This is a genomic window from Gemmatimonadota bacterium, assembly GCA_009692115.1.
Taxonomy (GTDB): domain Bacteria; phylum Gemmatimonadota; class Gemmatimonadetes; order Gemmatimonadales; family GWC2-71-9; genus SHZU01.
Genome location: SHZU01000009.1, coordinates 130,566 through 154,138, shown reverse-complemented (window position 1 = coordinate 154,138; position 23,573 = coordinate 130,566). Strand labels below are relative to the sequence as shown.

Sequence of the window (23,573 nt, the reverse complement as noted above, 5' to 3'; positions counted from 1 at the left end):
TGGCGTACCCCCATCGGGACCACAACCTCCAGCAAGGCAAAGGCACGCCTGCGCACCTGCGGATTCTCATGGCGCGGTACCTGATCGAGCACCTGCCACCGGGCCCCCGAAACTAGATTGAAAACCAAGGAGTTGCATATGCCGGGCCGACTGGTCCGGAGGCCACCATCGTGCTCGCGGGGCCGCCCGTCGGGATGCGCCGTTAGCCGCGAAATGCACCTTCCAGCGGCATGCGAGGAGACCGCGCCATGTTGATCTCTGCCATCGACGTCTTCGGCTACGACCTGACCTATGTCCACGGCACCTACGTGATGTCGGGCGGCCGCGTCATCACCAGCCTCCGGAGCACCGTGGTCCGGGTGACCACCGACTCCGGGTTGGTCGGGTGGGGCGAAGTCTGTCCCCTCGGCGCAACCTACCTCCCAGCCTTCGGCGCCGGCGCCGTGGCCGCCCTTCGAGAGATCGTTCCCCATCTGATCGGCGTGGATCCCCGCAACCTGGCCGAAGTCTACCAAACGATGGACTCGGCCCTCATGGGGCATGGCTACGCCAAGAGCGCCGTCGACATGGCCTGCTGGGACCTCGTGGGACGCGCGGCCGGCCTTCCCGTGAGCACTCTGCTCGGCGGCCGGAGGCAGGACCGGTATCCGCTCTACATCGCGGTGCCGCTCGATGAGCCCGCCCGGATGCGGGACTATGTGCTGGCCCGGAAGGCGGAGGGCATTCGCCGGTTTCAGCTCAAGGTCGGGGGCGCCCCCGCCGCCGACGCGGAGCGGGTTATCAGCGTCGTCGAAGCCACCGGCGACGGCGACACCGTGATCGCCGACGCGAACTGCGGCTGGCGGATGCAGGACGCCGTCGTCGCCGCGCGCCTGCTCGAGGGGCTTCCGCGCACGTACCTCGAGCAGCCCTGCCCCACCCTCGAGGAATGCCTCTACGTCCGGGAGCGGACCACGCTCCCGATGGTGCTCGACGAGCTGATCACCGACCTTCCCTCCCTCCTTCGCGCCTTCCACGCCGGCGCGATGGACGCGATCAACCTGAAGATCAGTAGGGTCGGCGGCCTCACCAAAGCCCGGCTCATTCGCGACGTGGCCCAGACCCTCGGCCTGCGCCTGACCATCGAGGATACCTGGGGGGGCGACGTGACCACCGCCGCCATCAGCCACCTCGCGGCGAGCACGGCGCCAGAGGCCCTCTTCACGGTGTCGTTCATGAACGACTGGGTCAACGAGCACATCGCCGGCTTCCAGCCCCGCTCCGAGGCCGGCGTCGGCATCACGCCGACCGGTCCGGGGCTCGGTGTTGACGTCGAGGAGACGCTCCTCGGGCGTCCCCTCGTCTCGGCGCCTTGAGTTCAGGGTGTTGGGGCCGAGACGCCCCGATAGCCCGGCCGAGCGGATAGAACTGATGATCACCCGCGAGCCAGGCCAGATGTTCCTGACGGACCTGCCCCGCGATGGTGTTTGGCGGACGGGTCAGGGCTGACGCGGAAGGTCGATGGCCGGATTGCGAGCGAAGAAGTTCGAGGGTTTGATCTCGAAGTGGTGTCGCTCCAGCGACAGGATCGGCCAGTCCTCTGGTCGAGCCACGTGATGGAAGCCGATGGTGTACCAGAGCACGATGTCCGTGTTGGCAATCGGGCGATTCCCCTTGGTCCATTCCGGGAGCCCCTGGCCGGCTAAACCAACGGTGGGGTAGTCGCCAGCGGCGAAGAGCTCGGTAGGGGAATACGGCGTGGCCCAGAGGGTGTAGTCGGTGAACCCGGCCCGCTTTCTCAGGTAATCGTCATCGGCAAGGAGGGTCATCGCTCCGTGCCCCTCGAGGGCGTAGCCAACGGGCTCGCCGTAGGGCCCCGGCACCGAAGGGTTGATCACGCGCCAGAATTCCGGCGCGCTCATCGGGGCGTGCCGTTTGGCGGCCTGCTCCGTGGCGGCGACGGTCGAGTTGACAGTCCACACGCTGCGGCGTGGATTCGTCGCCGGCTGACGCTCGGTCTCCAGCCGATCGACCACCAGGCTGTTCGCTTGACCGTCGACGTCGAAGTCGAGTCGGAACGCGAAGAAATGGCTGTGATTTACTGCCACCAGGTAGGGCGCCACGAACCGTCCGTACCGGTCGCTCGGGCCGCCGGGTGCACTGTCGGCTGCGGTCCGGGTTCTGGCGCCGCGCACCTGATCGATGCCGGTGGCCGCCATCTCGACGTGGATGGAGCCGTCCTGGCTGAAGATCCAGTCGAACAGGTAGTCGTAGTTGCCAGCCCCCATGATCATCCGGAGCACCAGATCGTGCCGGGCCCGGGATTCGGTGATCCCGGGGCGGGCATGGCGCCAGAGCGGGTCTCCGGTGAGCCGCTCGAAGAGGCAAGCCGTCCGGGGAGTCTCGAATGGGCTCCCTTGTTCGCTGACGCTGAAAGAGCTGACATAGACGGCGTTGCTCGGGCAGTCGGACCCGGGCTCCAGGCTACTCGCCACCCCGCCGAACACCCCCGGGTAGGCGCCAAGGTCGAAGAAGGCCTGGTAGTTCCAGGGCTCCTCGGGGTCCATGTACAACACGAGCAGTTCCGAAAGTGATGCTTGATAGAGGACCGATCGCCCTCGACCCTGGTCGACCGTTCTGACTTGCGAAAGGACCAGCCCCCGGCGGGGATCCAGTCGGAAATGAAACCGCCAGTTGTCCCAACTGACTTGGGTCTGGTCCAGCTTGAAGCCCGGGCCCATCGGCTGGGTCACGCTCAACGGTGGGAGCGGGGCCCGAGTCGGTCCGACGGCCTCCGGGTGATGCTCCCCCGACAGCGTGGCGGCGGGCCGCACCCCGGTATCGGTCACCCGCACCACCTTCTTGGTCTGAAGGTCGACGACGACCTGGATCCCGTCGATCGGAGCCCCCACCCCGGACACGGCGCCGCGGGTGTTGAAGCACAGCATCCGAGCCAACCGCCGCCCCCGTTCCTCGGCGCCATCCAAGTAACCCTCGTTGGCGGCCGAGCAGTAGACCATCCCGAGATCGGTGATCCCGCGGCGCTTGAGCGCGGCTCTCACCTCGGCGTTGCGGAGGGTAGCTTCGCCGGCTGCCTTGGTCTCGGCCATGGTGACCATGTAATTGCGTTTGGTTGCCTCCCGCCAAGAGAGCAGCTTCCGGCCGACCAGGTCGACCACCCCCTCGTAACCGATCTCGCCCTGCACGACCTGGACGATGGCCTCACGGCGGAAGGAGGCTCCCGGCCGCCAAGCCAGCACTTCGGCCTTGGGTGGCTCGTGGAGTCCCTCATAAAGGTAGAGCGCGGAGGAGTCGGTTTTTCCCGCTGCTTTGAGGACGTCGTAGATCACCCAGTGCTCGGCGGCGGTGAGTCCGTCGAGCGGGTGGGTGGGCTGCTGCGCGGCGAGGGAGAGCGGGGTCAGGACGGCGAGAACGCTCAACGCAAGCCGACGTGCGGCCGCCCCGCGGTCGGGTTGCCGAGAACGGGAGTTCGGTCGGAGCCCGCTCATAGTTGTTTCGCGAACTCGATGTTGTGCGCTTTGAGGCGTCCGTCGCTGCCCAGCGCGTAATGCTTGCTCATGTCGGCGGAGAAACGGCCGGCCGCAGGGGTCTTTCCCAGCGCTTCGGCCATGCTGCGGATATGGTGCGGTCCGGCGCCGCAGCACACGCCCTGATAGCGCACGCCGAGGGCCCAGGCTTTCTTGGCGAAGTCCGCGATCTCGTATCGGGTACAAACGAACGGGTCGAGGGCGGTTGGAAACGAGCGTCCTCCGGGCAGGTTGCTCATCCCCGGGTCGGTCAGCGATTGAAAGGTCGGTTCTTCCGGCCGGGTGCGATAGGGAACCGGCAGGGCCGCCAAGTGGCCGGTACAGGTCTGACGGATGCGCTCCATCAGGGGAAGCATGGTGGCCGGCCCGCGGGCACAGTTCAGTCCCGCGACATCGGCGCCCGCGTCCTGCAGGGCCCGGCACGCCGCCTCCGGGGAGTGGCCATCGCGGAGGGTTCCTTCCTTGTGAATCGCCAGGGTGACGACGGAAGGCAGCCCCGCTCGGCGGATGGCTTCCAGCGCAAGCAGCGCCTCTCCCAAGAAAGAGAAGGTCTCGGCCACGATGTAGTCCACTCCGGCGTCGGCGGCCCAGGCGACCTGCTCATCGAACATCTTGGCGACGGCCTCATGCGAGGCACGATCTTCGGGGGAGTAGACGTTCGTGTTGCAGATGTCGCCAGCGACCAGCACGTCGGAGTCGGCGGCGACCTGTCGAGCGATCCGCAAGGCCTGACGGTTGAGCTCTTCGAGGATGTCTTCCTTGCCGATCAGCCTCAGTTTCTCGCGGTGGGCGTAGTAGGTCAGGGCTTCCACCACGTCCGAGCCGGCTCTCACGAACTCGCGATGGAGTTGTTCGACCGCCTGGGGATGATCCAGCACCACCTCCGGAACGAACGCCCCGGCCTGCAGGTAGCCTCGGCGCTCGAGTTCGAAGAGGTATCCTTCGGCACAAATCACCGGGCCCTGGTTCAGGCGCTCCAGGAGGCCGGGCTTGGCGTTTGGCTGTTCGGGACTCATCGTTTCTCCGTGATCAGGTCCAGGGGAAGGGGCCGCTCGAGCGGGGATGCAATGCGCCCTCGGCGAAACGGCCAAATCGGAAGGGGTGCAGGAGGCGGCTCTGCTCGCCCATGAGCACCCGGGCCACTTCCTTGCCAACGCCGATCATCTTGTAGCCATGATTGCTATCGGCGATGACATAGACATTGGGCCGCATCCAGTCAAAGACCGGGAAGTTGTCGACCGTGAAGCAGCCGATCCCGCCGGTGGGTGCCCGCTGGTACAGCTTGCTGCAGCCGCGGAAGCGTTCCAAGCAATGCGCCAGCCCCGCCGTCCAGTAGGGAGCGAAATCCTCGCGAACCGTATAGTGTGGGCTGTCCGGGCCGTACGGATCGACTTGCGCCGTGTGTCCCAGCTTGATCGGGACCGCCCCTCCCTGAACCCCGTGGCGGTCGCGCTTGAAGTAGATGCCCCACAGGTCGTTGGTAATGACTCGGCCGGTGTCGTCGGCCAGCAGCGGCTCCGTGGAGTCGACGTGCATGACAGGCGGGATCCGGCCGTCGGCGGTGCGGTAGATGTCAGGGTCCGCCTGGATCTCCCCCTCCTGAAGCTGCCAGTAGGTCCACATCTCGAGCCCTGGGTTGAGCGTGCCGTTGTGGAGGACATCCACTTGGTGTGAAAGCCCCAGCTTCTCCCATATCTGCTTGATCCAAGGCCCCACGCCAACCACCACGTGGTCGACCGCAATATCGCCGCGGTCGGTTTTCACGGTGTGCACCGTGCCGTCGGCTCTCATCTCGAACCCGGTCACGGTGACACCGGTCACGATGCGGACGCCTTCGGCCTGGGCTTTCTGGGCTAGGCCGTTCATCGATTCGCGATTGAGGGCGAAGCCACCCTGCAGCTCGTGGATACAGACGCTCAAGCCCCGGGCCCGCCAGTCGGGGAAGATCCCGCGCATGTAGTCGAACACCTGCTGTTCACCCTGGATGAAGCGGGCGCGGTACCCGATCTTCTCGTGCCGAGCCGCGATGCTCTCGAAGTCCTTGCGCTGAACGTCGCCGGCCACCGCAAGGTATCCGACCGGACTGTAATGGAGTGCCTCGGCGTCCGATTCCCAGACGTCGACGCTGTGCGCCATGAGTTCTCCCATGGCCGGCTGGACGTAGTAGTTGCGCACCACGCCACAGGCGATCCCGCTGGCCCCGGCCCCCACCGCGGTTTTGTCGAGCACGACCACATCGGCACCGGTCCCTCGGCTGCGCGACTTCAATTCCCGCGCGAGGTGCCAAGCCGTGCTCAATCCGTGCACCCCGGCACCGAGGATACAGTAGGGCACGGCGGCTGGGATGGCATCCGTCATGGATCGGCCGTTTCTCCTTGCAGGAATGAACCTGGAAGCCTAAGCTGTATACAGCATGCATGCATAGGCGGAAGGGCGCAAGACCCCCCGCACCGACGCCGAGCCCCCTTCAGGGCGCCAACGGCACTCCACCTTGGAGATCGACCAAATGGGCGGAATGGCCGTGACGGAAGGGCACTCGGGCGAGAGTTCGTTCTTGCGTTCAGAGTTTCCGCCGGACCTCATCCCGGAACCGGATCCGATGAACCGGCCACCTCCCAATCCCAAGTGGACCTCCGCCGCCGGCCCCGGCGGCTGGCGCCGAACCAAGAACCTGGATTCGTCGTACTCCGTGGTCGGATAGCCGACGGCCCCAACCCATGGCGATCCTCGGCAACTACCTCCGCCCGACGCGGCTGTGGACCCCGTCACCGATCAAGCCACACTACCAGGTGGTGATCATCGGCGGGGGGATCCACGGCCTGGCCACGGCGTATTTCCTGGCGAAGACGCACGGGATCCGGGACGTGGCGGTGCTGGAGCGCCGCTACGTCGGCTTCGGAGGTTCCGGGAGGAACACGGCCATCGTGCGGGCCAACCAGCGCACCGCGGAGAGCGTTCGGCTCTACGACGAGGGATTGAAGCTGTGGCCGGTCCTGGTCGACGAGCTGGACTTCAACCTGATGTTCTTCAACTGCGGCAACCTCAACCTCGCCCATGGCGAGGCGGCGGTCGCGGCGTTCCGGATGGCGATAGGCACCGCGAACTTCCTGGGTATTCGCTCGGAGCTGCTCGACCCCAAGCAGTGTCAGGAACTGATTCCCGCGCTCGACATCACCGACCGTCCGGAGCATCCGATCCAGGCCGGAATGTACCACCCACCCGGCGGGACGCTCCGGCACGACGCGGTGGTCTGGGGCCTGGCGAAGGGAGCGGCCGCGCACGGGGTTCACATCCACCAGGGCGTGGAAGTGACGGGGATCGATACCGACGGCGGTCGTGTCACCGGCGTTCAGACCAACCGGGGCGCCATTCAGTGCCGCCAGCTTGGGATCATGGCCGGCGGCTACGGGAGCGCGCTCTGCACCCTGATCGGACTGGAGCTGCCGGTCCACCCGTTGACCATCCAGGCGATGGTCACCCAGCCGCTCAAGCCGTTCCTGAACCACGTGGTCAGCTCCGGCGCCTACCACGTCTACGCCACTCAAACGCTCAAGGGCGAAATCGCCACCGGCGCCCACATGGACCCCCAGGTCAACTACACCACCGACCCCACCGCCCGCTACTTCAAGCATCAGGCGGAGGCGTTGACCGACTTCATGCCGGTTTTCAAGAATGTCAAGTTCATGCGGACCTGGGCCGGTTTGGCCGACATGACCCCCGACATGGCGCCGATCATGGACGCCAACGTGGGGTTCGACGGCCTCTACCTCGACGTGGGCTGGGGCTATTTCGGCTTCAAAGCTGGCCCGATCGCGGGGAAGTACCTGGCCGAGATGATCGCCAGGGACCAGATCCCGGACATCATCCGTCCCTTCGGTCTCGGGCGATTCCTCGAGAACCGATATGCCGGTGAAACCGCCGGCGCGATGAAGTACGGGCACTGGGACTAAAGCTCACCACAGCCATGACCTTCACGCTCACCTGTCCGATCTGCGGTCGCCGCGACGTCCACGAGTTCACGTGCGGCGGGCAGGACCGCGGACCTCGGCCGGCCCAGGAAGGGCTCTGCGCGGAAGCCCACTTCCGATACGCTCAGTTCCGCTCGATTCCACCCGCTCCGCAACCCGAGTGGTGGTACCACGGCCAGGGCTGTGGCGTGTGGTTCAAAACGACCCGCAACCCGGCCACCAATCGAGAAGAGAGCCCCGGTGGCTAGGCTGCCGGCCACTCCGACCCAGCGGATCGATCCGTCCCGACCGATCCGATTCCGGTATTGGGGCGGCGAGGCGGAAGGGGCCGCCGGCGATACCGTGGCCAGCGCGCTCTATGCCGCCGGCGTCCGGGTCTTCAGCCGGAGCCTCAAGTATCATCGTCCCCGCGGGCTCTACGGCCTCGACGGCGAGAGCGCCAGCGCCTTCGTGGCGATCGATGGGGTGCCTAACGAAGCGGCGGAAACCACCCTGCTTCGGCCCGGGATGGCGATCGGAGCCCAGAACGTCCGCGGGGATCCCGAGCGCGACCCCTTCGGGTTGCTCGATCGCTTCGACCGCCTGATGCCGGCCGGATTCTACTATCGGCTCTTCCATCGACCCGCCCGACTGTGGCCGTTCTTCCAGGACCGGATCCGGGCCATGGCCGGGCTGGGCGTCCTCGATCCGGCAGCCTCGGGCGAGCCCGGTGGTCGGTTCGAGCGCTATCTCAATGCCGAGGTGGCGGTGGTGGGCGGCGGGCCGGCTGGGATGGCCGCCGCGCTCGCTGCCGCCGAGTCGGGCGGGCGAGTCTGCCTCTTCGAGCGGCGGCCCCGCCTGGGAGGGCACCTCGACTGGCGGACCCGGCCGCTGAACGGGCAGCCGCTCCATCGCCGCGCGGCCGAGCTGGCTGCTCGGGTGGCGGCATGTTCCAACATCCGGGTGTTCACCCACGCCCCGGTCACCGGAGTGTGGGGTGAGAATCTGGTGACCGGGTTCCAGGTCTGCCCTGAAGGAGGCATCGCCCGGGAGTACCACTACGAGTGCCGGGCCCGCTCGGTGGTGGTCGCATCGGGGTGCACCGAGCGCCCGCTGGTGTTCGAGCACAACGAACGCCCGGGCGTGATGCAAGCGTCGGCCGCGTGGCGCCTGGCTGCCAGCTACGGGGTGCTTCCCGGGCGCCGGGCCGTCTTCGCCGTGGGCGACGATACGAGCCTCGAGGCCGCCGTCGAGCTGGCCGGGTACGGCGTGGAGGTCGCGGCGGTCGCCGACGCACGGCCCGAGGGTCACGATCCAGAGTTGGTCGCGGCGATCGGTGGGGCTGGCATTCGGTTCTTGCCCGGCTGGACCGCGGCTGCGGCTCGGGGCACGAACCGGGTGACGGGGGTCGAGCTCCGGCGGATCGGTCGCGAAGGAGCCGAGGAGCTTCGCTGCGATCTGCTCCTGGCGAACGCCGGGCTGCAGTCACTGATCGGGCCGCTCTCGACGCTCAACGCCGGTCTCGGCTACTGCACTCGGACGGGGATGTTCCAACCGACCCGGTTACCGGAACGGGTCTTCGTCGCGGGCACCATGCTTGGCCTCCGCGACGTCGCCGCGATCGAGGCGTCGGGCCGGCTGGCCGGACTCGAGGCGGCGGCCGCCACCGGATGGGAGGCAGAATCGCGGATCCGCGAGGCACGAGAAGTCGTGCGGAGCTCGCCTGGCCCGGCGGCCGGCTGCTTCCTGGCGTGCGCTCCCGGGATTGGGCGCGGAGCCAAGTCCTTCGTGGATTTCGACGAGGATGGCAGCTACAAGAACGTGGTTGAGTCGGTGGCTCAGGGATTCGACGCCCCCGAGTTGGCCAAGCGGTTCGGCGGATTCGGCCTGGGGCCGGGTCAGTACCACGTCCCGGGCCAGAACCTGGCGATGATCATGGCGGTCCTCAACGGTACGCCGCTCGATCAGCTGTCGGGCACCACGGTTCGTCCGCCGTTGGTTCCGCCTCGTCTGGCCACGCTGGCCGGGCCCGGGCTCGAGGTGCACAAGGAGACCGCGTTGCACGACGCGCAGGCAGGGCTCGGCGCCATCTTCCGGGCCGCGGGCGCGTGGCAGCGGGCCCGGTACTTCAGCGCCGATCTCAGCTGCCGCGAGGAGATTCGGAACGTCCGCACCAACGTCGGGATGCTCGACAGCTCGCCCCTCGGCAAGTTCAGGATCTACGGACCCGACGCGCTCAAGGCGCTGCAGCGGGTTCACATCTCCGACCTGTCGAAGACCAAGCCTGGCCGCTGCAAGTACTCGGCGATGTGCAACGACACCGGCAACCTGATGGACGACGGAGTCGTGGTCGAAATCGCCCCCGGTGACTACTACTTCACCACCAGCTCGGCCCGGGCCGGAGCCACCGTCGAGTGGTTCCGTTATCACACTCGTTACGATGGCTGGGAGTATCACCTCGTCAACCTCACCGACACGCTAGGATCGCTCAACATCGCCGGGCCCAACGCTCGCAAGGTCTTGGCCAAGATCACCGACGCCGACCTCTCCCCCGAGGCCTTTCCCTACATGGGGTATCGCGAGATCGTGGTTGGTGACGGCGTCCCGGTCCGCTGCCTCCGGTTGGGATTCGTCGGCGAGCTCTCCTACGAGCTGCATGCGCCGTCGAGCTATGGCAGGTACCTCTGGGATCTGCTGATGGCGGCCGGGGCGGAGTTCGGGATTCGTCCGTTCGGACTCGAGGCGCAGAACTGCCTTCGGGCGGAAAAGGGCCATGTCATCATCGGGATCGAATCGGAGCAGCGAGTGACCCTCACCGACATCGGGATGGGTTTTCTCTGGGACCGCAAAGACACCGCCTCGAAGAAGGTCGGGGCGCCGGCGCTCCGCCACGCCATCGGACAGGCCGGCCGATTGAAGCTGGTGGGCCTCCGGATCGACGAGGCCCAGCGCCGCCCGGAGGACGGTGACATCGTGATCGACGGCAAGGAAGTGGTCGGCTACCTCTGCACTACCCGGATGAGCGAGACGTTGGGCTGGCAGTATGCCCTCGCGCTGATCACCGACCGCCACGCACCGGAGCGAGGAACGGTCCAGATCTACTCCAATCCGGGCGGCACGCCATCGGTGACGGGGGGGACGGTCGTCGCGCCACACTTCTACGACCCCGAGGGGGCGAGGTTACGGGCGTGATCGCGACCAGAGGGACCCGGATCCGCCAGTCGCCGGTGCGCTTCGACGCCGGGGCTCTCGAGCGCGTTCAGCGAGACGGCTGGGACATCATCCGGCGCTACCCGGACGAGGGGGGCGGCCCGTGGCTGATCGATCTGAGCCACCGCTCCCGCTGGGACCTGCAACACCCTGAAGTAGGAAGCCAGCGCCCTTTCGGCGTGCCGGTGCCCGGCAAGCCGGGCGAGGTGGCGATCTCGGGCGGCTTCGTCGTCAACCGGATGAACCGGACCCAGGCATCACTCTGGCATCTGGGCGCGAGCGACCGGCCTCTGATGCCGTCCGGGATCGGTTTCACCGAGACGACGGATGGGCACTGCATGCTCGCCTTCCTGGGCTCGGAGATCGCCTCCGTGTTCGAGCATCTCACCAACCTCGACCTCTTCGACCGGGAGCGCGGCCTTCCCCGCTTGGTGCAGGGCCCGGTGCTCCACGTCCCCTGTCAGGTGGTGGCGTTGGACAGGAGTGCGGTGGTGATGACTTTGAGCCGAGGCTACGGCCGGACCTTCGCCGAGGCGGCGCTCAAGTTCGCCCGTCCCTGCGGTCTCGGTCCAGCCGGGGAAGCCCGTTTCGACGAGTGGTTCGCGGGGTGGGCAGCAACTCGGTCGTTCGACTCGGGCGCGATCCGAGCTGGTGATCCGACGGAGCCGCCATGCAGCTCTTAGTCGACTTCGGCTTGATGTCGTTGTTGCTGGTGATCGCGCAGTTGCTCCGCTCCCGGTCGCGACTGCTGCAGGCAAGCCGAATCCCGACCGCGATGGTGGCCGGGGTGATCGCGCTGATCGGCGGGCGCTACGGCGTCGACATCATCCCGTTCAGCGAACGGGCCGACGGCGGAACGTATCTGGCGAGTTATCCAGGTTACCTCATCGCGCTGATCTTCGCCGCTCTCCCTCTGGGCCGCACCGCTGGGAAGCCGGGGCGGACGCAGTGGCGCCACATCGGCGACCTTTTCTTCTACAACATCATCTGCTTCGTGGGACAGTACGCCGTCGCGTTGCTGTTCGGCCTGCTCGTCCTCGATCGACTGTTCCCGTCGCTCCCCGAGGGCTTCGCCCTCGTGCTGCCGGCGGGTTGGGCCGGCGGCTTCGGGACCGCAGCCGCGATCGGAAGCGTGCTCGAGCCCCGCGGGTTCCCCGATTTTCTCGCGCTAGGCTATACCTCGGCCACGATCGGCGTCGCGGTGGGAACCATCGCGGGAATGGCGCTGATCCACCTCGGCATACGGCGGGGCTGGACTCGAGTCGTCGGCGCTCCGAGCGCGCTGCCCTCGAGCTTTCGAACCGGCTTCGTTCCGGAGCCGGAGCGATCCTCCGCTGGACAGGAGACCGTGAACGCCGCGGTGCTCGACGTGCTGACCTGGCACCTCGCGCTCGCGGGCGCGGCGGTCTGGCTCGCGCACGCGATCTTGACGGCGTTGCCCCCTGAGCACGGGATTCCCCTCTTCGCCCTGGCCTTGCTCACCGGGTGGGGCGTGCGCTGGGCCCTCGGACTGCTCCGCCTCACCGATTCGATCGACGCCAGGTTGATGGCGCGGATCGCCTCGAGCTCGGCGGACTACCTGGTCGGATTCGGGATCGCTTCCATCGCCATCACCGTCGTCGTACGCTACCTCGCTCCGCTGCTGTTGCTCTTTGCGCTCGGTATGGTCTTCACGCTCTGGACCTTCTGGCTGGGCCGGCGGATCTTCGGCAACTTCTGGTTCGAGCGGAGCCTTTTCACCTTCGGCTGGGCCACCGGCGTTCTCGCCACCGGCATCGCCCTCCTTCGAGTCGTGGATCCCAAGTTGAAGAGCGGGACCTTGCAGGACTACGGCACCGCGTATCTGGGCAACTCCTTCATCGAACTCGCGATCGTGGCGATCGTGCCGGTGCTGATCGCACGGGGGATGGGTCTGCTCCCGGCGCTGGTACTGCTCGCGGTGGCGATCGCCGCACTCGTGCTGTCGAAGACGCTCATCGGATGGGTGCCCCCAGACCCGGTTGCAATCCGCGACGGCGAGGCCGAGGTGGTAGCGGCTCGAGACGAGCGCTGACCCAGCTTGACCGACCCTCGTTTGGATTCGTACCTGAAATCGCGTTCCCATTTGATGGATGGGAGGCACATGGCTGCTCGAGTCGTGGGGTGGCTGACCGCCGGCGCTACCGTGGTCGGGACGTCGCTGGTCGCTCAAGCGCGAGGTCCGGTGCTGCCGCCCTCGCAGCCCGAGTACGAGACTCGGCTCGACACGGTGCGGATCCCGATGAAGGACGGGGTGCAGCTCTGGGGATTCATGTACCTGCCGGTTCCCAAACAGCCGGGCGAGAAGTTCCCGGTACGGCTGTACTACTCGCCCTATCGCGACCTGCCAACCCCGAATGCCGATCTGTATTTCGCTCGTCGCGGGTACGTGGACGCCACCGTCAATATTCGCGGAACCGGTCGGAGCGAGGGCGTCGCGCCCTCCCGAGAGTACTCGGAACAGGAGATGGTGGACGGGCTCGAGGTCATCGATTGGCTGTCCAAGCGCCCGTGGTCCAACGGAAGCGTGGGCATGCAGGGCAACTCGTGGGGTGGGTTCAACAGCCTCCAACTCGCCATGCGGAACCCGCCGGCGCTGAAGGCGATCAGGCCCCAGCATGCAACCGACGACCTCTACCACGAGGACATCCACTATCTGGATGGCATCCGGCTCTTCTATGGCTGGCATGCCTACGAAGACCTGATGGTGTCGCAGAGCCCCGGGCCCGACTTCCCACTGACCGAGGAGCTATTCCGGGATCGCTTCGATCAGCCGCCCTGGAACATGCTCTATCTCAAGAATCAGACGGATGGCCCCTTTTGGCGAAACGAGCAGCGGCTTGACGTGAATCCCGGCCTCATCACGATTCCGCAGCTCCGCATCGGCGGCTGGTATGACACCTATCGCTCAAGCATTCCCCGCGCCCTGCTCAACGCGCGCGGCCCGATCCGCGCGATCATCGGTCCTTGGGAGCACCGAATGGCCCGCTACCCGGCGATGGTCGACGTTCGGCTTGAGGAAGTCCGCTTCTGGGACTACTGGCTCAAGGGCCGGAACACCGGGGTCATGGACGAGCCGCTGGTCACGGTGTTCATGCGTCGGTCGCACCCGCCTGGGACCGAGATGAACCAGGACTTGCCCATTCCTGGCGAGTGGCGGGGAGATACCTGGCCCCCACGGGGCCAGGTGATGACGCCGTACTTTCTCCGCGCCGATCACCAGTTGGCGCGAGCGACCGCGGGACGTGGCGCCGTGCATCGGCTCAAGTACCTGCCGGGCACCGGCGCCGCGGCCGGGGTGCTCTGGGGCGCGCGGCAGCCGGACCAACGGCCCGCCGACGCCTACAGCCTGGTCTATGATTCCGAGCCGCTCACCGCGCCGATGGCGATCCTCGGCCACCCGCAGGCCAAGTTGGCGGTCTCGGCCACGGCCAAGCTGGCCCACTGGTTCGTTCGGCTCTCCGACGTGGCTCCCGATGGGTCGGTGACCCTGATCACGGGCGCCGGGATCAATGGGGCGCAGCGCGACGGGTCGATGAAGCCTTCGTACCTAACGCCGGGCGCCGGGTACCATCTCGACCTGAAGCTGCACGTCACCTCCTGGATCTTCGAGCCTGGACACCGCATCCGCATCGCGGTATCCAACTCGCAGTGGCCGATGGCCTGGCCGACGCCATATCAGATGACCACGTCGCTCTATGTCGGGGCGCCGGGGGAAACGACCGCGAACGGCGCGAGCTCGCGCCGCCCCGCGAGCCAGGTGCTGCTGCCGATCGTCCCCCTCCGAAACGGCGTCCGAGTCCCCGCGTTCACCGCCGCGTTGCAAGAGGGGCAACAACCGATCGTCCGCCAAGCCCCCCCGCCGCCCGGCGGGTTCCTGCGGCCCGGGTTCGATTACGTGGTCGACCAGATCATTCGCGACGAGAACACGGCGACCACCACGATGATCATCGGGCGCCCGCCGAGTCCGGACGAGGAAGACCACCGCGGCTACGCCAGGTATGAGGTCAGCGACCTGCGGCCCGACGCCGCGGCGTACCGAACCGAAGCGGTCAATCGGTACCGGCTACCGGGCCGAGAGCTCGTCTGGGAAGGGGTGACGAACGTGCGGAGCGATTCGGTCTTCTTCTACTACGAACATCGTCGCCGGCTGCTCGAGAACGGGAAGGTCATCCGCGAGCGGAGGTGGCAGGACTCGATGCCGCGTCTGTTTCGTTGAGTCGCCCGTTCGGACGGTGCGATCTGGGTTGAGCCTGCGACGCGCCAGTTTCTAATTCGAAGGCGTCAACAGGGAGAGAATCTGCTCGGCATCGGGTAGCCGGTCGCACTCGCAAAGCGCGGCCTCCAACGCCAGCGCGCGCTGCTCCGGAAGACAGCCCTTCGCCAGCCAGCGGAACTTTTCACGCAGGTCGTCGTCGCCGGGCCGGGCGTCCCCGCCGGTATCCCAGCGCGGCCGCATCTCGCCGGAGTCCAGTATCGCGCCGTCAGTGGTCTCAATGACCACGCGCGCAACGCGCTCAGCCGGGAAGCGCTGGTTGTAGGCGTCCTCTTCGACCAGCTCGACACGATCAGAGATCGCCAGGACGCGCGGATCCTGCAACGCCCGGCCGCTCAGTTGTTCCGGCCCGACCTGCCCATGCACCAGCGCCGCCGCTACGGGAAAGGGCACGCTGTATTGCGCTTCCTCGGTGGTGTGCGGACGGCGCACGGCCAGCCGGGTGGCCTCGTGGAAGGTGTGTACCCGGATGCGCCGGATCACGTCCAGCGTGAGGGCGTGGGCGCGTTGGAGAGTGAGCGCTCCGTGGATCGGGGCCTGCGCCCAGTAGCAGACCGCGTAGGGCTTGAAGTATTGGCCCGCGATGTGCCACGTCGCTCCGAGATCGTTCCACAGACCCGCAACCTCAGGCGCCTCGACGGTGAGGGCGGGCGCGCCGGTGAAGCCGCCGTGCGCCATCAGCGCCGCGCTGACGCCCGCCATCGCGCCCCAACCCGAGCCGTCCTTGAGCATCGTTGGCTGGTCGACCAACCGCATCATCTGCGAGCGCGGGCCGTGGTATTCGGCGATGCCGAGGGCGTGCCGCGTCTGCTCCGCCGTGGAGCCAAGCCGTCGTGCGGCGATGGCAGCGCAGCCAAGTGCGTTCCACGCGCCAGACGTGTGGTAGTCGGAGACTGTGGCGTGCAACGCGATGCCCGCGCGCAAGGCAATCTCGTAGCCCATCGCCAGGGTGGCGAGTAGTTCTTCGCCGGAGACCCGTCCGGGTCTGAGTCTCAGCGAGGCCAAGAGGGCGGGGACGAGCGCCGCCCCGGCGTGGCCCTTCGTCGGCTTGTAACCATCGTGAATGTCGAGGGCATCCACCGTCATGCCATTGGCCAGGGCCGCCCCGGCAGGCGAGACCTCGCGCCCGTCCAGCCACAGATGCGCGCCGCGCCCTCCGAAGGCCGAGGCGGCGAAGTCGAAGATGATCCGCGAGAGTTCGGTGCGTCGCCCGCCCAGGCCCGCGCCGACCGTGTCGAGGAGACAGCGTCGCGCGTATTGCCGCGCCTCGCCAGGGATGTTCTCCCAGCGCAACCCGTGGATGAAATCGGCGACTCTCATGGTCCTCCTTCTCTCGAATGAGCTCAGCGGAAGAACCGGGGGATCGTGTCCTGCCAACTCCGCTCCCGGACGACCCGGCCGTTCTCACGGACCCACCGCCGGTGCAGGTAGTAGAAGTTGGTGGAATCGCTCCGGATCTCGGTGAATCCCTCCCACACCAGCTCGCGGTCTCCAATCCTCACGGTGTTGATCCGCTCGCCGCGGATGGAGGCAAGGTCGGGCCGGAGGTCACTGACCCGCCAGACGACCTTGGTCGTCGTTCCCGGCACGCCGTCCTCCAGGGAGACGGAAGTCGTGCCGGCGATTTCGTCGCGATCGATCTTCTGGGGCTTACGGGCGTTGAACCCGAGGGGGCCGCGGAGCGGTGGTGGTGGCGGGGCACCGGGCATGACCGGATCCGTCTCTTGAGCCATCGCGACGAACGGGGGGAGCGGATAGCCGCTTTCGAGCGGCACCACCGGAAGGAGGATCTGGGCCGATGGCGTCGGTCCGCCTTCGGGGCCGAGGACCAGCGAGGTCGTCATCGGGTACGGGCTCGGCCACTGCATTGGCCACAGAGCGTTGGAGATCGCGACTCGAATGCGATGGCCGGGCTTGAAGACCCACGAAGTGACGTGAAGGTTCACTTCGAAGCGGTATTCCTTGCCTGGCACGAGCGGCGCCGGATCGGTGGAGGATTCGCGGTGGGCGCCGTTCAAGCCCGCGCCGGTGATCTGGGTGGTGACGCCATCGGGCGCCACATCCGACAGCCTAACGAACCAGTGCGCCAGCGGCGCGGTCGCCGAGGCGGCGAAGATCGCCTTCGGCCGGCCGAGGATCGCGAGGTCCGTCGTGAGTGGCTCCGAGTCGTAGACCAGACTGAACGCGTCGACGGCTCGTTGATCGGGCTGGGTGTTGGTCCAATACTGGCCCGCCTGCGGCCCGACCGCGGGGAGGTACTCGAGCTGATGGGTTGTCGCGTCGGCGGGCGGAGTGCGGCGGAGGTCGTGATCGGGCTGCAGGTACCACGGCTGCCACGCCAGCCCTCGTGGCGGCCAGGTATCGGCCCGCCACTCACCCGGGACGTCGCGACCCCGGATCCAGGGATCGGGGCGATGGGAATACCGCATGTACGCGGTGACCCTGGGCTCGTCGAGAATGCCGGTGTTCCGTCCCTTGAGCCAGTAGTCCCACCAGCGGATCTGCTGGTGCCGGTACTCCACCGCAGGGCCGGGGTCTCTCAGGTCATGATTCCAGGGGCCGATCACCGCGACCGTTGGGGCTTTCATCCGGTCCAGCGCGCGGGGGATGCTGGAGCGATAGGTGTCGACCCACCCGCCGATCATGAAGGTCGGGATCGCGATGGCGTCGGGTTTGAGGTCGAGCCGTGTCCCCCGGCGCCAGTAGTCGCCGTCCCGCTGTTGCTTGAGGAAGGTGAGACTCCACGGGGGCTGGTCGAAGCGATCTCGGAAGACGGCGTCCGTGAGGGGGAAGTCCGGCGGCGGGCTCTGGGTGGTGCGGACGTCTATCCCGAAGTTGTAACTCCCGAAATGGAGAATCCCGTCGAGGTACTGGACGTTCTCGTGGTAGAGATCCTCGGTCCCGGCGCCGACGGAGATGGCCTCGAGTCCGGGCGGCCGGCGCATCGCGACTTGAGCCGCGTTGAAACCGCTCCACGACACGCCATACATGCCGACCCGCCCGTTGGACCATGGTTGGCGGGCGAGCCAAGCGATGACTTCGATGGCGTCCTCGATCTCCTGGTCGGAGTACTCCCGATCGGGCACCGCCCCCTCGCTCTGGCCGGTTCCCCGGACCTGGAAATGGGCATCGACATACCCGCGGCGCACCAGGTACGACGAGGCACCGTACCGGGAGGCGGCGGTTTCCCGGTACGGGGTGTGATGGAACAGGACCGGGAACCGCTCACCGCGGCGCTTGCCTACCGGGAAGAAAATGTGTCCGGAAAGGCGCACCCCGTCCTTCATGGTGACCCAGACGTTCTCGTCGGCTCTGATTCCATACTCGGGCGCGGACGCTGGAACGATTGGCTTCTTGGCGGTCTGAGCCCCGAGCGCGGTCGCGAGGAAGGCGCCGACCACGGCGATCGCGACTACTCTCGAGACCCCGGCTAGGGACTCGGACATCCGGGTTGCCCCCTCGAACGATGCGGTACCGGTCACGGAGTGCGGCGGGCTGGCGCGGTGCCGGGCTCCGGCAGCGGCACGTGCGGTAGACTGACGATCTGGCCTCGCTCGACCACCACCTCCCCATCCCGGACCACCAGGTGCACCTGGGTCAGGTCATCGAGATTCTCATCGGGTTTGCCCCGCACCACGAGGACGTCCGCGAGCTTGCCCGGCTCGAGGGTGCCGAGTTTGTCGGCCATGTCGAGAATGGCCGCGTTCGTCCCGGTGGCGGCCACCAGGGCCCCGGGCCCGGTGAACCCGGCGGCCACGAGCACCTTGAGCTCGGTGAGGTAGGCGGCGGGGAGGTGCCGGTACCAGCCGCCGACCAGGTCGGTGCCGACCCCGATGGTGACACTGGCGCGCTTCATCTTTCTCACCATCTCGACGTTCGCCTCGTGGGAGAAGGTGAATCGACGGGACATCGTGCCGTAATAGCCGCGAACGGTGTCGAAGATGTACTTGTAGGAGACGACGGTGGGCACCGAGCAGGTCCGCTTGGTGGCCATCAGCTGAATCGCCTCGTCGCTCCGGGGGAGCGGGTGCTCGATGCAATCGGCCCCGGCCTCGACCGCCCACTGGACGTAGAAGGTCTCGGCATCGACCGTCACCTTGAGCCCTAGCGCGTGGGCCTCCGCGACGGCGGCCGCCACCTCCTCGCGGGTGAAATGGCTCGTCAGCTTGATGAAATCGGCCCCTCGTTCGTACTGCTCGCGCACCGCATCGCGCCATTCGTCGGGACCGGACGCGACCCGTACCGCCCCGAACAGTAGCGACCCCGGTCGGAGACCCCCCGCGGCATGCCCGCCGCGGGCGGAGATCAAGTTGCCGGCGGCGAACACGCGCGGACCGGGAAGGCGACGAGCCCGAACCCAGTCCTTGAGCCGGAAGGCCACGTCGCCGTGCGATCCGACGTCTCGAACGCTGGTGATGCCGCTGGCGATGTAGGCCCGGAGCCGCTCGACCCCTCGGAGGGTGCCCTGGATCGGATCGGCGATCAGACTCTGAGGCTCCTCCGATGGTCCGAACCCCCCGGACATGTAGTAGCTCAAGTGGGTATGGAGGTCGATCAACCCCGGAAGGACGGTCATTCCGCCAACGTCGATCACCCGGGCGCCTGCGGGCCACGCGCCCGGCCCGGCCGGCAGCACCTCGCGGATTCGGTTACCCTCGATCACCACCGTCCCGGGCCGCGCCGGCGCCCCGGTGCCGTCGAAGATTCTCCCGCCGAGCAGCACGATCGCTCCATCGGGCCCGCTCGGGCCCGGGGGCACGGGTACCCGTCGGGGGTCGTCCGATACCTGGGTACCGGGAGCCAGGTACCGACGACGATCCTCCGGCCGTTCCTGGGCGAGGGCCGAAGCCGCCCCCGTGGCGAGCAACAGGCCGGCGGCGAGGATGGTCGCGGCGGAGCGAAGGTGGCGCAGCGGGGTCGGATGGCACCTCGTGCGGTCGGACACCTGGACCTCCTGTGGTCGGCGGTCCCCGGACGCCTCCGAATCGGCAGGGTTACCGTGGCGTCGGGCCTTGCCGTGAATACTAACTGTATGCACTTCTCGGTATCGTCGAGCCCGGCAGAGGCGCGGCGACAGCCCTGGTCCGTGACGCACCCGCCAGCTGGTCGAGCGGAAGAAACGAGCAGACTCGAGCGACTACTATCCACGCCGTTCACGAGGTAGCTTGGAGTTCCGGAAGCCGAGAGGCACGGAGTTGCCCTGGACTACCTGGCTAATGCCACCCCAGCTCTGGACGCTCAAGCTAACCAAGATGCCGACCAAGGCGCACGGTGCCGGCCCCGCGAAACGACCCCGGCGGGGCGGTGGGGCCAAGCACGCCTACCAGCAACTGCCGAAGCCGATCCTCACTTTGGCACCCTGCGCTTCCGATCCCGCCGCCCGTCGGGATGCCGCGATAGCCCAGCCGAAAAACGGAGGGGGCGCCACGCGCGCCCCCTCTCCCCCTTGACAGCCGGACGCCGCAGTGTCATCGTATGAAGGACTACGCATACACACAGTATGCGGAGCTACGGCCAGCAATTCTCAGCCCATCCTGCCGCGTAAGGAGTCTGCCATGCGCTTAGCTCTTCCCCTCCTGTCGTTCATGCTGCTACAAGCCGCTGAGGGATCCGCTACGGCAATGGCTGCGCTGCGGGGCGTAACCGCAAGAGCGCCGACCGCAGCCGTGACTGGTCCGTCGGCGCTGACGGAGTTGGCCGTCATCGCTGGGGCGGTGGTGAACGCGGCGGGTCGCCCGGTGGCGGGGGCTCGGGTGTCGATCGTCGGTACCGCGACCACGGGAACCACCGACCGGGATGGCCGGTTCCGATTGGAGGCCGGCGGGGGCGCCGAGGTAGTGCTGTCGGTCGCGGCGATCGGGTATCGCCCCCTAACTCAGCGGGTCCGGGTTGGGAATGAGAACCTGCGACTCACCTTGAGCGAGCTGGTGATCAACCTCGAAGAGGTCATCGTCACTGGAACGACTGAAGCGACCCAGCGGAAGCAGTTGGGTAACGCGGTGGCCACGGTCCAGGTGTCGGATGAACTCCAGTTTGCGGCGGCCTCCAACCTGGGCCAACTGCTGAACAGCCGCGCGGCGGGGGTAACCATTCAACCGCGAATGGGCTTCGTCGGAGCCGGCCCTCGGCTCAAAGTCCGAGGTGCGGGCACCTTCTACCTTGGGTCGGAGCCCATCATCTACGTCGACGGGATCCGCGCCGATGGCCGGGCCTCGAGCGGGGGCTCGTTGGGCGGTCGTAATTCGGAGATGGTGTCTCGTCTCAACGACTTCAATCCCGAGGACATCGAGAGCATCGAAATCATCAAGGGTCCGGCGGCAGCGACCCTGTACGGCACGGAAGCGTCCAACGGCGTAGTTCAGATCATCACCAAGAAGGGCCGGAGCGGCAAGGCCGAGTTTGAGATCACCAGCCGCCAGGGGGCCAACTGGTTTCAAGATCCGGAGGGGCGACTTCCGGTCCTCTATTCGAAGGACAAGTCCGGCAACCCGGTCACGCTGAACATCTTGGAAGTCGAGAACGCCGCCGGGCGCCCGTTCTTCAAAACAGGACATGCCCAGGGGTACGCGCTGAATCTGCGGGGCGGCACTGACTTGATCCAGTACTTCGGGAGTCTGGGGTGGGACGATGACGAGGGGGTGGAGCCCACCAACAGAGCCAACCGATTCAGCTCACGCCTCAACCTGACCGTGACGCCCACCGACAAGCTCAATATCAACGCCGGCTTGGGATTGACTCGCGGGCGGGTCGACATCCCGTTCTCGAACAACATCTTCAGCATGTACTACGCTGAGGCCAATCTGCTCGACACTCCCCGTCGAGGGTTCTTCCTCGCGCCCCCGGAAGTCTACTGGCGCAACTACCAGTTTCGCCAAGACTTCCGCCGCTCGACCTTCTCCCTCGATGTTACGCACCGGACCCGTCCCTGGCTGACCCAGCGGTTGCGGACTGGGCTCGACCTCACCAACGAGGACGACAAGAACCTGAATAAGCGAATGTCCCTTGCAGATGGTCAGTTCTTCGGCCTGGCGGCCCGTCTTGGCTCGGTCCGCCAGGACCGGACTGCAGTAAGCAACCGGACGGTCGACTACAGCCTGACTGCCACCATGAAGCCGGCCCAGTCACTCGGGTTGACCACGACCTTCGGGGCGCAATACTTTCGCCGGAGCCTCCAGCGAGTGATCGCCCAGGGCCAGGAGTTTCCCGCGCCGGGTGTGACAACCGTGAGCTCGGCCGCGATTCGACAGGGGTTCGAGGACTTCGAAGAGAGCGCGACGGTAGGCCTCTTCGTTCAGCAGCAGGTGGCGTGGAAGGACCGGGTCTTCCTGACTGCCGCGGTCCGGGGCGATGACAACAGCGCGTTCGGGAAGAACTACGACGTCGTGATCTACCCCAAGGTTGGGCTCTCCTGGGCGGTGAGCGAGGAGTCTTTCTGGCCGAAGGGGTTCGCCGAGCGCTTTCGTCTCCGGGCAGCCTTCGGAGCCGCGGGCCAGCAGCCGTCGACGTTCGCCGCCGTCCAGAGCTACCGTCCGGTGACGGGCGGCAATGGCGCGTCGTCGGTTTCGACGGGCTCGATTGGCAACCCCGACCTCAAGCCGGAGCGAAGCGAAGAGCTCGAGCTCGGGTTCGAAGCCGCCTTTTTGAAGGACCGCATCGGCGTCGACGTCAGTTATTACCGAAAGACCACCGCAGACGCGATTCTCCTGCTTCCAGTTCCGCCCTCGCTCGGCTACACCGGCTTTCGATTCAGCAATGCCGGGGAGATCCTGACGAAAGGCCTCGAGGTTGCGCTGACCGGACAGGTGATCGACAAGCAGAACCTCAAGTGGACATTGGGGCTCAACTTCTCCGACAACGACAGCGAAGTGAAGAGCCTCGGAGGCGCTGAGTTCTTGGGCACGGGAGGCCTTTCCGGCTTCAGGGTTGGCTTTCCGGTGGGCTCATACATGCAGCGGCGGGTCGTCTCGGCCACCAAAGACCCCGCCGTCGCCGGCCGGGTGCGGGACATCCTGTGCGACGGCGGCCCTGGAAAGGCGCCGATGTCCTGTGCTGACGCGCCGCGGCTGTACATGGGGCGGATGACCCCCAAGGTCGAAGGCGCCTTCACCTCCGAGTGGCAGCTGTTCGGCCGACTTCGCCTCTATGGGATGGTCGATTTCAAGCGCGGCCATCGGTTGTGGGACACCGACATGGCCGTTCGCTGCCGATTCCTTCCCCGCTGCCGGGAGAACTTCTACCCGAACGAGTTCGACGCGGTGACGCTGGCGTACATCCAGTTGAGCGACGATGCGTTCTCCGAGCCCTACCTTGCAGACGCTAGCTTCTTCAAGCTGCGGGAGTTGTCGCTGGGGTACACGCTCCCTGACCGGCTGGCGAACATGGTCGGAGGCCGGCGGGCCACGATCACGATAGCTGGCCGCAATCTGGCTCTGTGGACCAAGTACACCAGTTTTGATCCCGAGTCGTACGATGAACATTTGGCGCCGGGGACGTCCTTCTTTGGGGCTGGTGACAACCTGCGAGTTGAAAACTCCGACATCTCGACGCTGCCGCAGCTAGCACAGTTCATAGCGACGATCCGAATCGTATTCTAAC

14 protein-coding genes are annotated in these 23,573 nt (G+C 66.8%); 8 read left to right on the top strand and 6 right to left on the bottom strand.

Annotation, left to right across the window (positions count from 1 at the left end):
- The first annotated feature begins 248 nt into the window (after nt 1-248).
- On the top strand, nt 249-1,355 hold the full coding sequence (locus EXR94_11755; GenBank protein MSR03392.1) for a mandelate racemase: 1,107 nt from the start codon (nt 249-251) through the stop codon (nt 1,353-1,355).
- Between the two features lie 123 nt (nt 1,356-1,478).
- Here the strand turns inward: EXR94_11755 and EXR94_11750 are convergent, their stop codons facing one another.
- The 3 genes from EXR94_11750 to EXR94_11740 are packed head-to-tail and all read right to left on the bottom strand — an operon-like array spanning nt 1,479 to nt 5,885.
- Entirely contained in the window at nt 1,479-3,488 is a 2,010-nt protein-coding gene (locus tag EXR94_11750) for a hypothetical protein (protein ID MSR03391.1), read from the bottom strand.
- Nucleotides 3,485-4,543: a homocysteine S-methyltransferase family protein gene (locus tag EXR94_11745; GenBank protein MSR03390.1), complete on the bottom strand. Its 1,059-nt coding sequence runs from the start codon at nt 4,541-4,543 to the stop codon at nt 3,485-3,487. Before EXR94_11745 ends, EXR94_11750 begins: the two co-directional genes overlap by 4 nt.
- A gap of 13 nt (nt 4,544-4,556) precedes the next feature.
- Entirely contained in the window at nt 4,557-5,885 is a 1,329-nt protein-coding gene (locus EXR94_11740) for an FAD-binding oxidoreductase (protein ID MSR03389.1), read from the bottom strand.
- Between the two features lie 359 nt (nt 5,886-6,244).
- On the opposite strand from EXR94_11740, the gene EXR94_11735 reads away from it, so the two are divergent.
- Genes EXR94_11735 through EXR94_11710 form a run of 6 tightly spaced genes read left to right on the top strand, consistent with a single transcriptional unit; the run spans nt 6,245 to nt 14,921 of the window.
- A complete protein-coding gene (locus EXR94_11735) occupies nt 6,245-7,477 on the top strand; it encodes an FAD-dependent oxidoreductase (protein ID MSR03388.1) in 1,233 nt (410 codons plus the stop codon).
- Between the two features lie 14 nt (nt 7,478-7,491).
- Entirely contained in the window at nt 7,492-7,743 is a 252-nt protein-coding gene (locus EXR94_11730; protein MSR03387.1) for a sarcosine oxidase subunit delta, read from the top strand.
- Entirely contained in the window at nt 7,736-10,666 is a 2,931-nt protein-coding gene (locus EXR94_11725; GenBank protein ID MSR03386.1) for an FAD-dependent oxidoreductase, read from the top strand. The genes EXR94_11730 and EXR94_11725 overlap by 8 nt, the downstream gene beginning before the upstream one ends.
- Entirely contained in the window at nt 10,663-11,367 is a 705-nt protein-coding gene (locus tag EXR94_11720) for a sarcosine oxidase subunit gamma SoxG (GenBank protein MSR03385.1), read from the top strand. Before EXR94_11725 ends, EXR94_11720 begins: the two co-directional genes overlap by 4 nt.
- Nucleotides 11,355-12,737: a hypothetical protein gene (locus tag EXR94_11715; GenBank protein ID MSR03384.1), complete on the top strand. Its 1,383-nt coding sequence runs from the start codon at nt 11,355-11,357 to the stop codon at nt 12,735-12,737. Before EXR94_11720 ends, EXR94_11715 begins: the two co-directional genes overlap by 13 nt.
- A gap of 54 nt (nt 12,738-12,791) precedes the next feature.
- The gene (locus tag EXR94_11710) at nt 12,792-14,921 is read left to right on the top strand and encodes a CocE/NonD family hydrolase (GenBank protein ID MSR03383.1); all 2,130 of its coding nucleotides are present in this window, start codon (nt 12,792-12,794) and stop codon (nt 14,919-14,921) included.
- A 51-nt stretch (nt 14,922-14,972) separates the two neighbouring features.
- Here the strand turns inward: EXR94_11710 and EXR94_11705 are convergent, their stop codons facing one another.
- Genes EXR94_11705 through EXR94_11695 form a run of 3 tightly spaced genes read right to left on the bottom strand, consistent with a single transcriptional unit; the run spans nt 14,973 to nt 19,923 of the window.
- Entirely contained in the window at nt 14,973-16,298 is a 1,326-nt protein-coding gene (locus EXR94_11705) for an MmgE/PrpD family protein (protein ID MSR03382.1), read from the bottom strand.
- A 23-nt stretch (nt 16,299-16,321) separates the two neighbouring features.
- Complete coding sequence (locus EXR94_11700; protein MSR03381.1) at nt 16,322-18,424, bottom strand: CocE/NonD family hydrolase; 2,103 nt, start codon at nt 18,422-18,424, stop codon at nt 16,322-16,324.
- Between the two features lie 32 nt (nt 18,425-18,456).
- Nucleotides 18,457-19,923, bottom strand: a complete 1,467-nt coding sequence (locus EXR94_11695) for an amidohydrolase family protein (protein ID MSR03380.1) — start codon at nt 19,921-19,923, stop codon at nt 18,457-18,459.
- Nucleotides 19,924-20,533: 610 nt separating this feature from the next.
- Between EXR94_11695 and EXR94_11690 the strand changes: the two genes are divergently transcribed.
- Nucleotides 20,534-23,572 carry a SusC/RagA family TonB-linked outer membrane protein gene (locus EXR94_11690; GenBank protein MSR03379.1) on the top strand — a complete coding sequence of 1,013 codons (3,039 nt, stop codon included), beginning with the start codon at nt 20,534-20,536 and terminating at the stop codon, nt 23,570-23,572.
- The last annotated feature ends 1 nt before the right edge of the window (nt 23,573 follow it).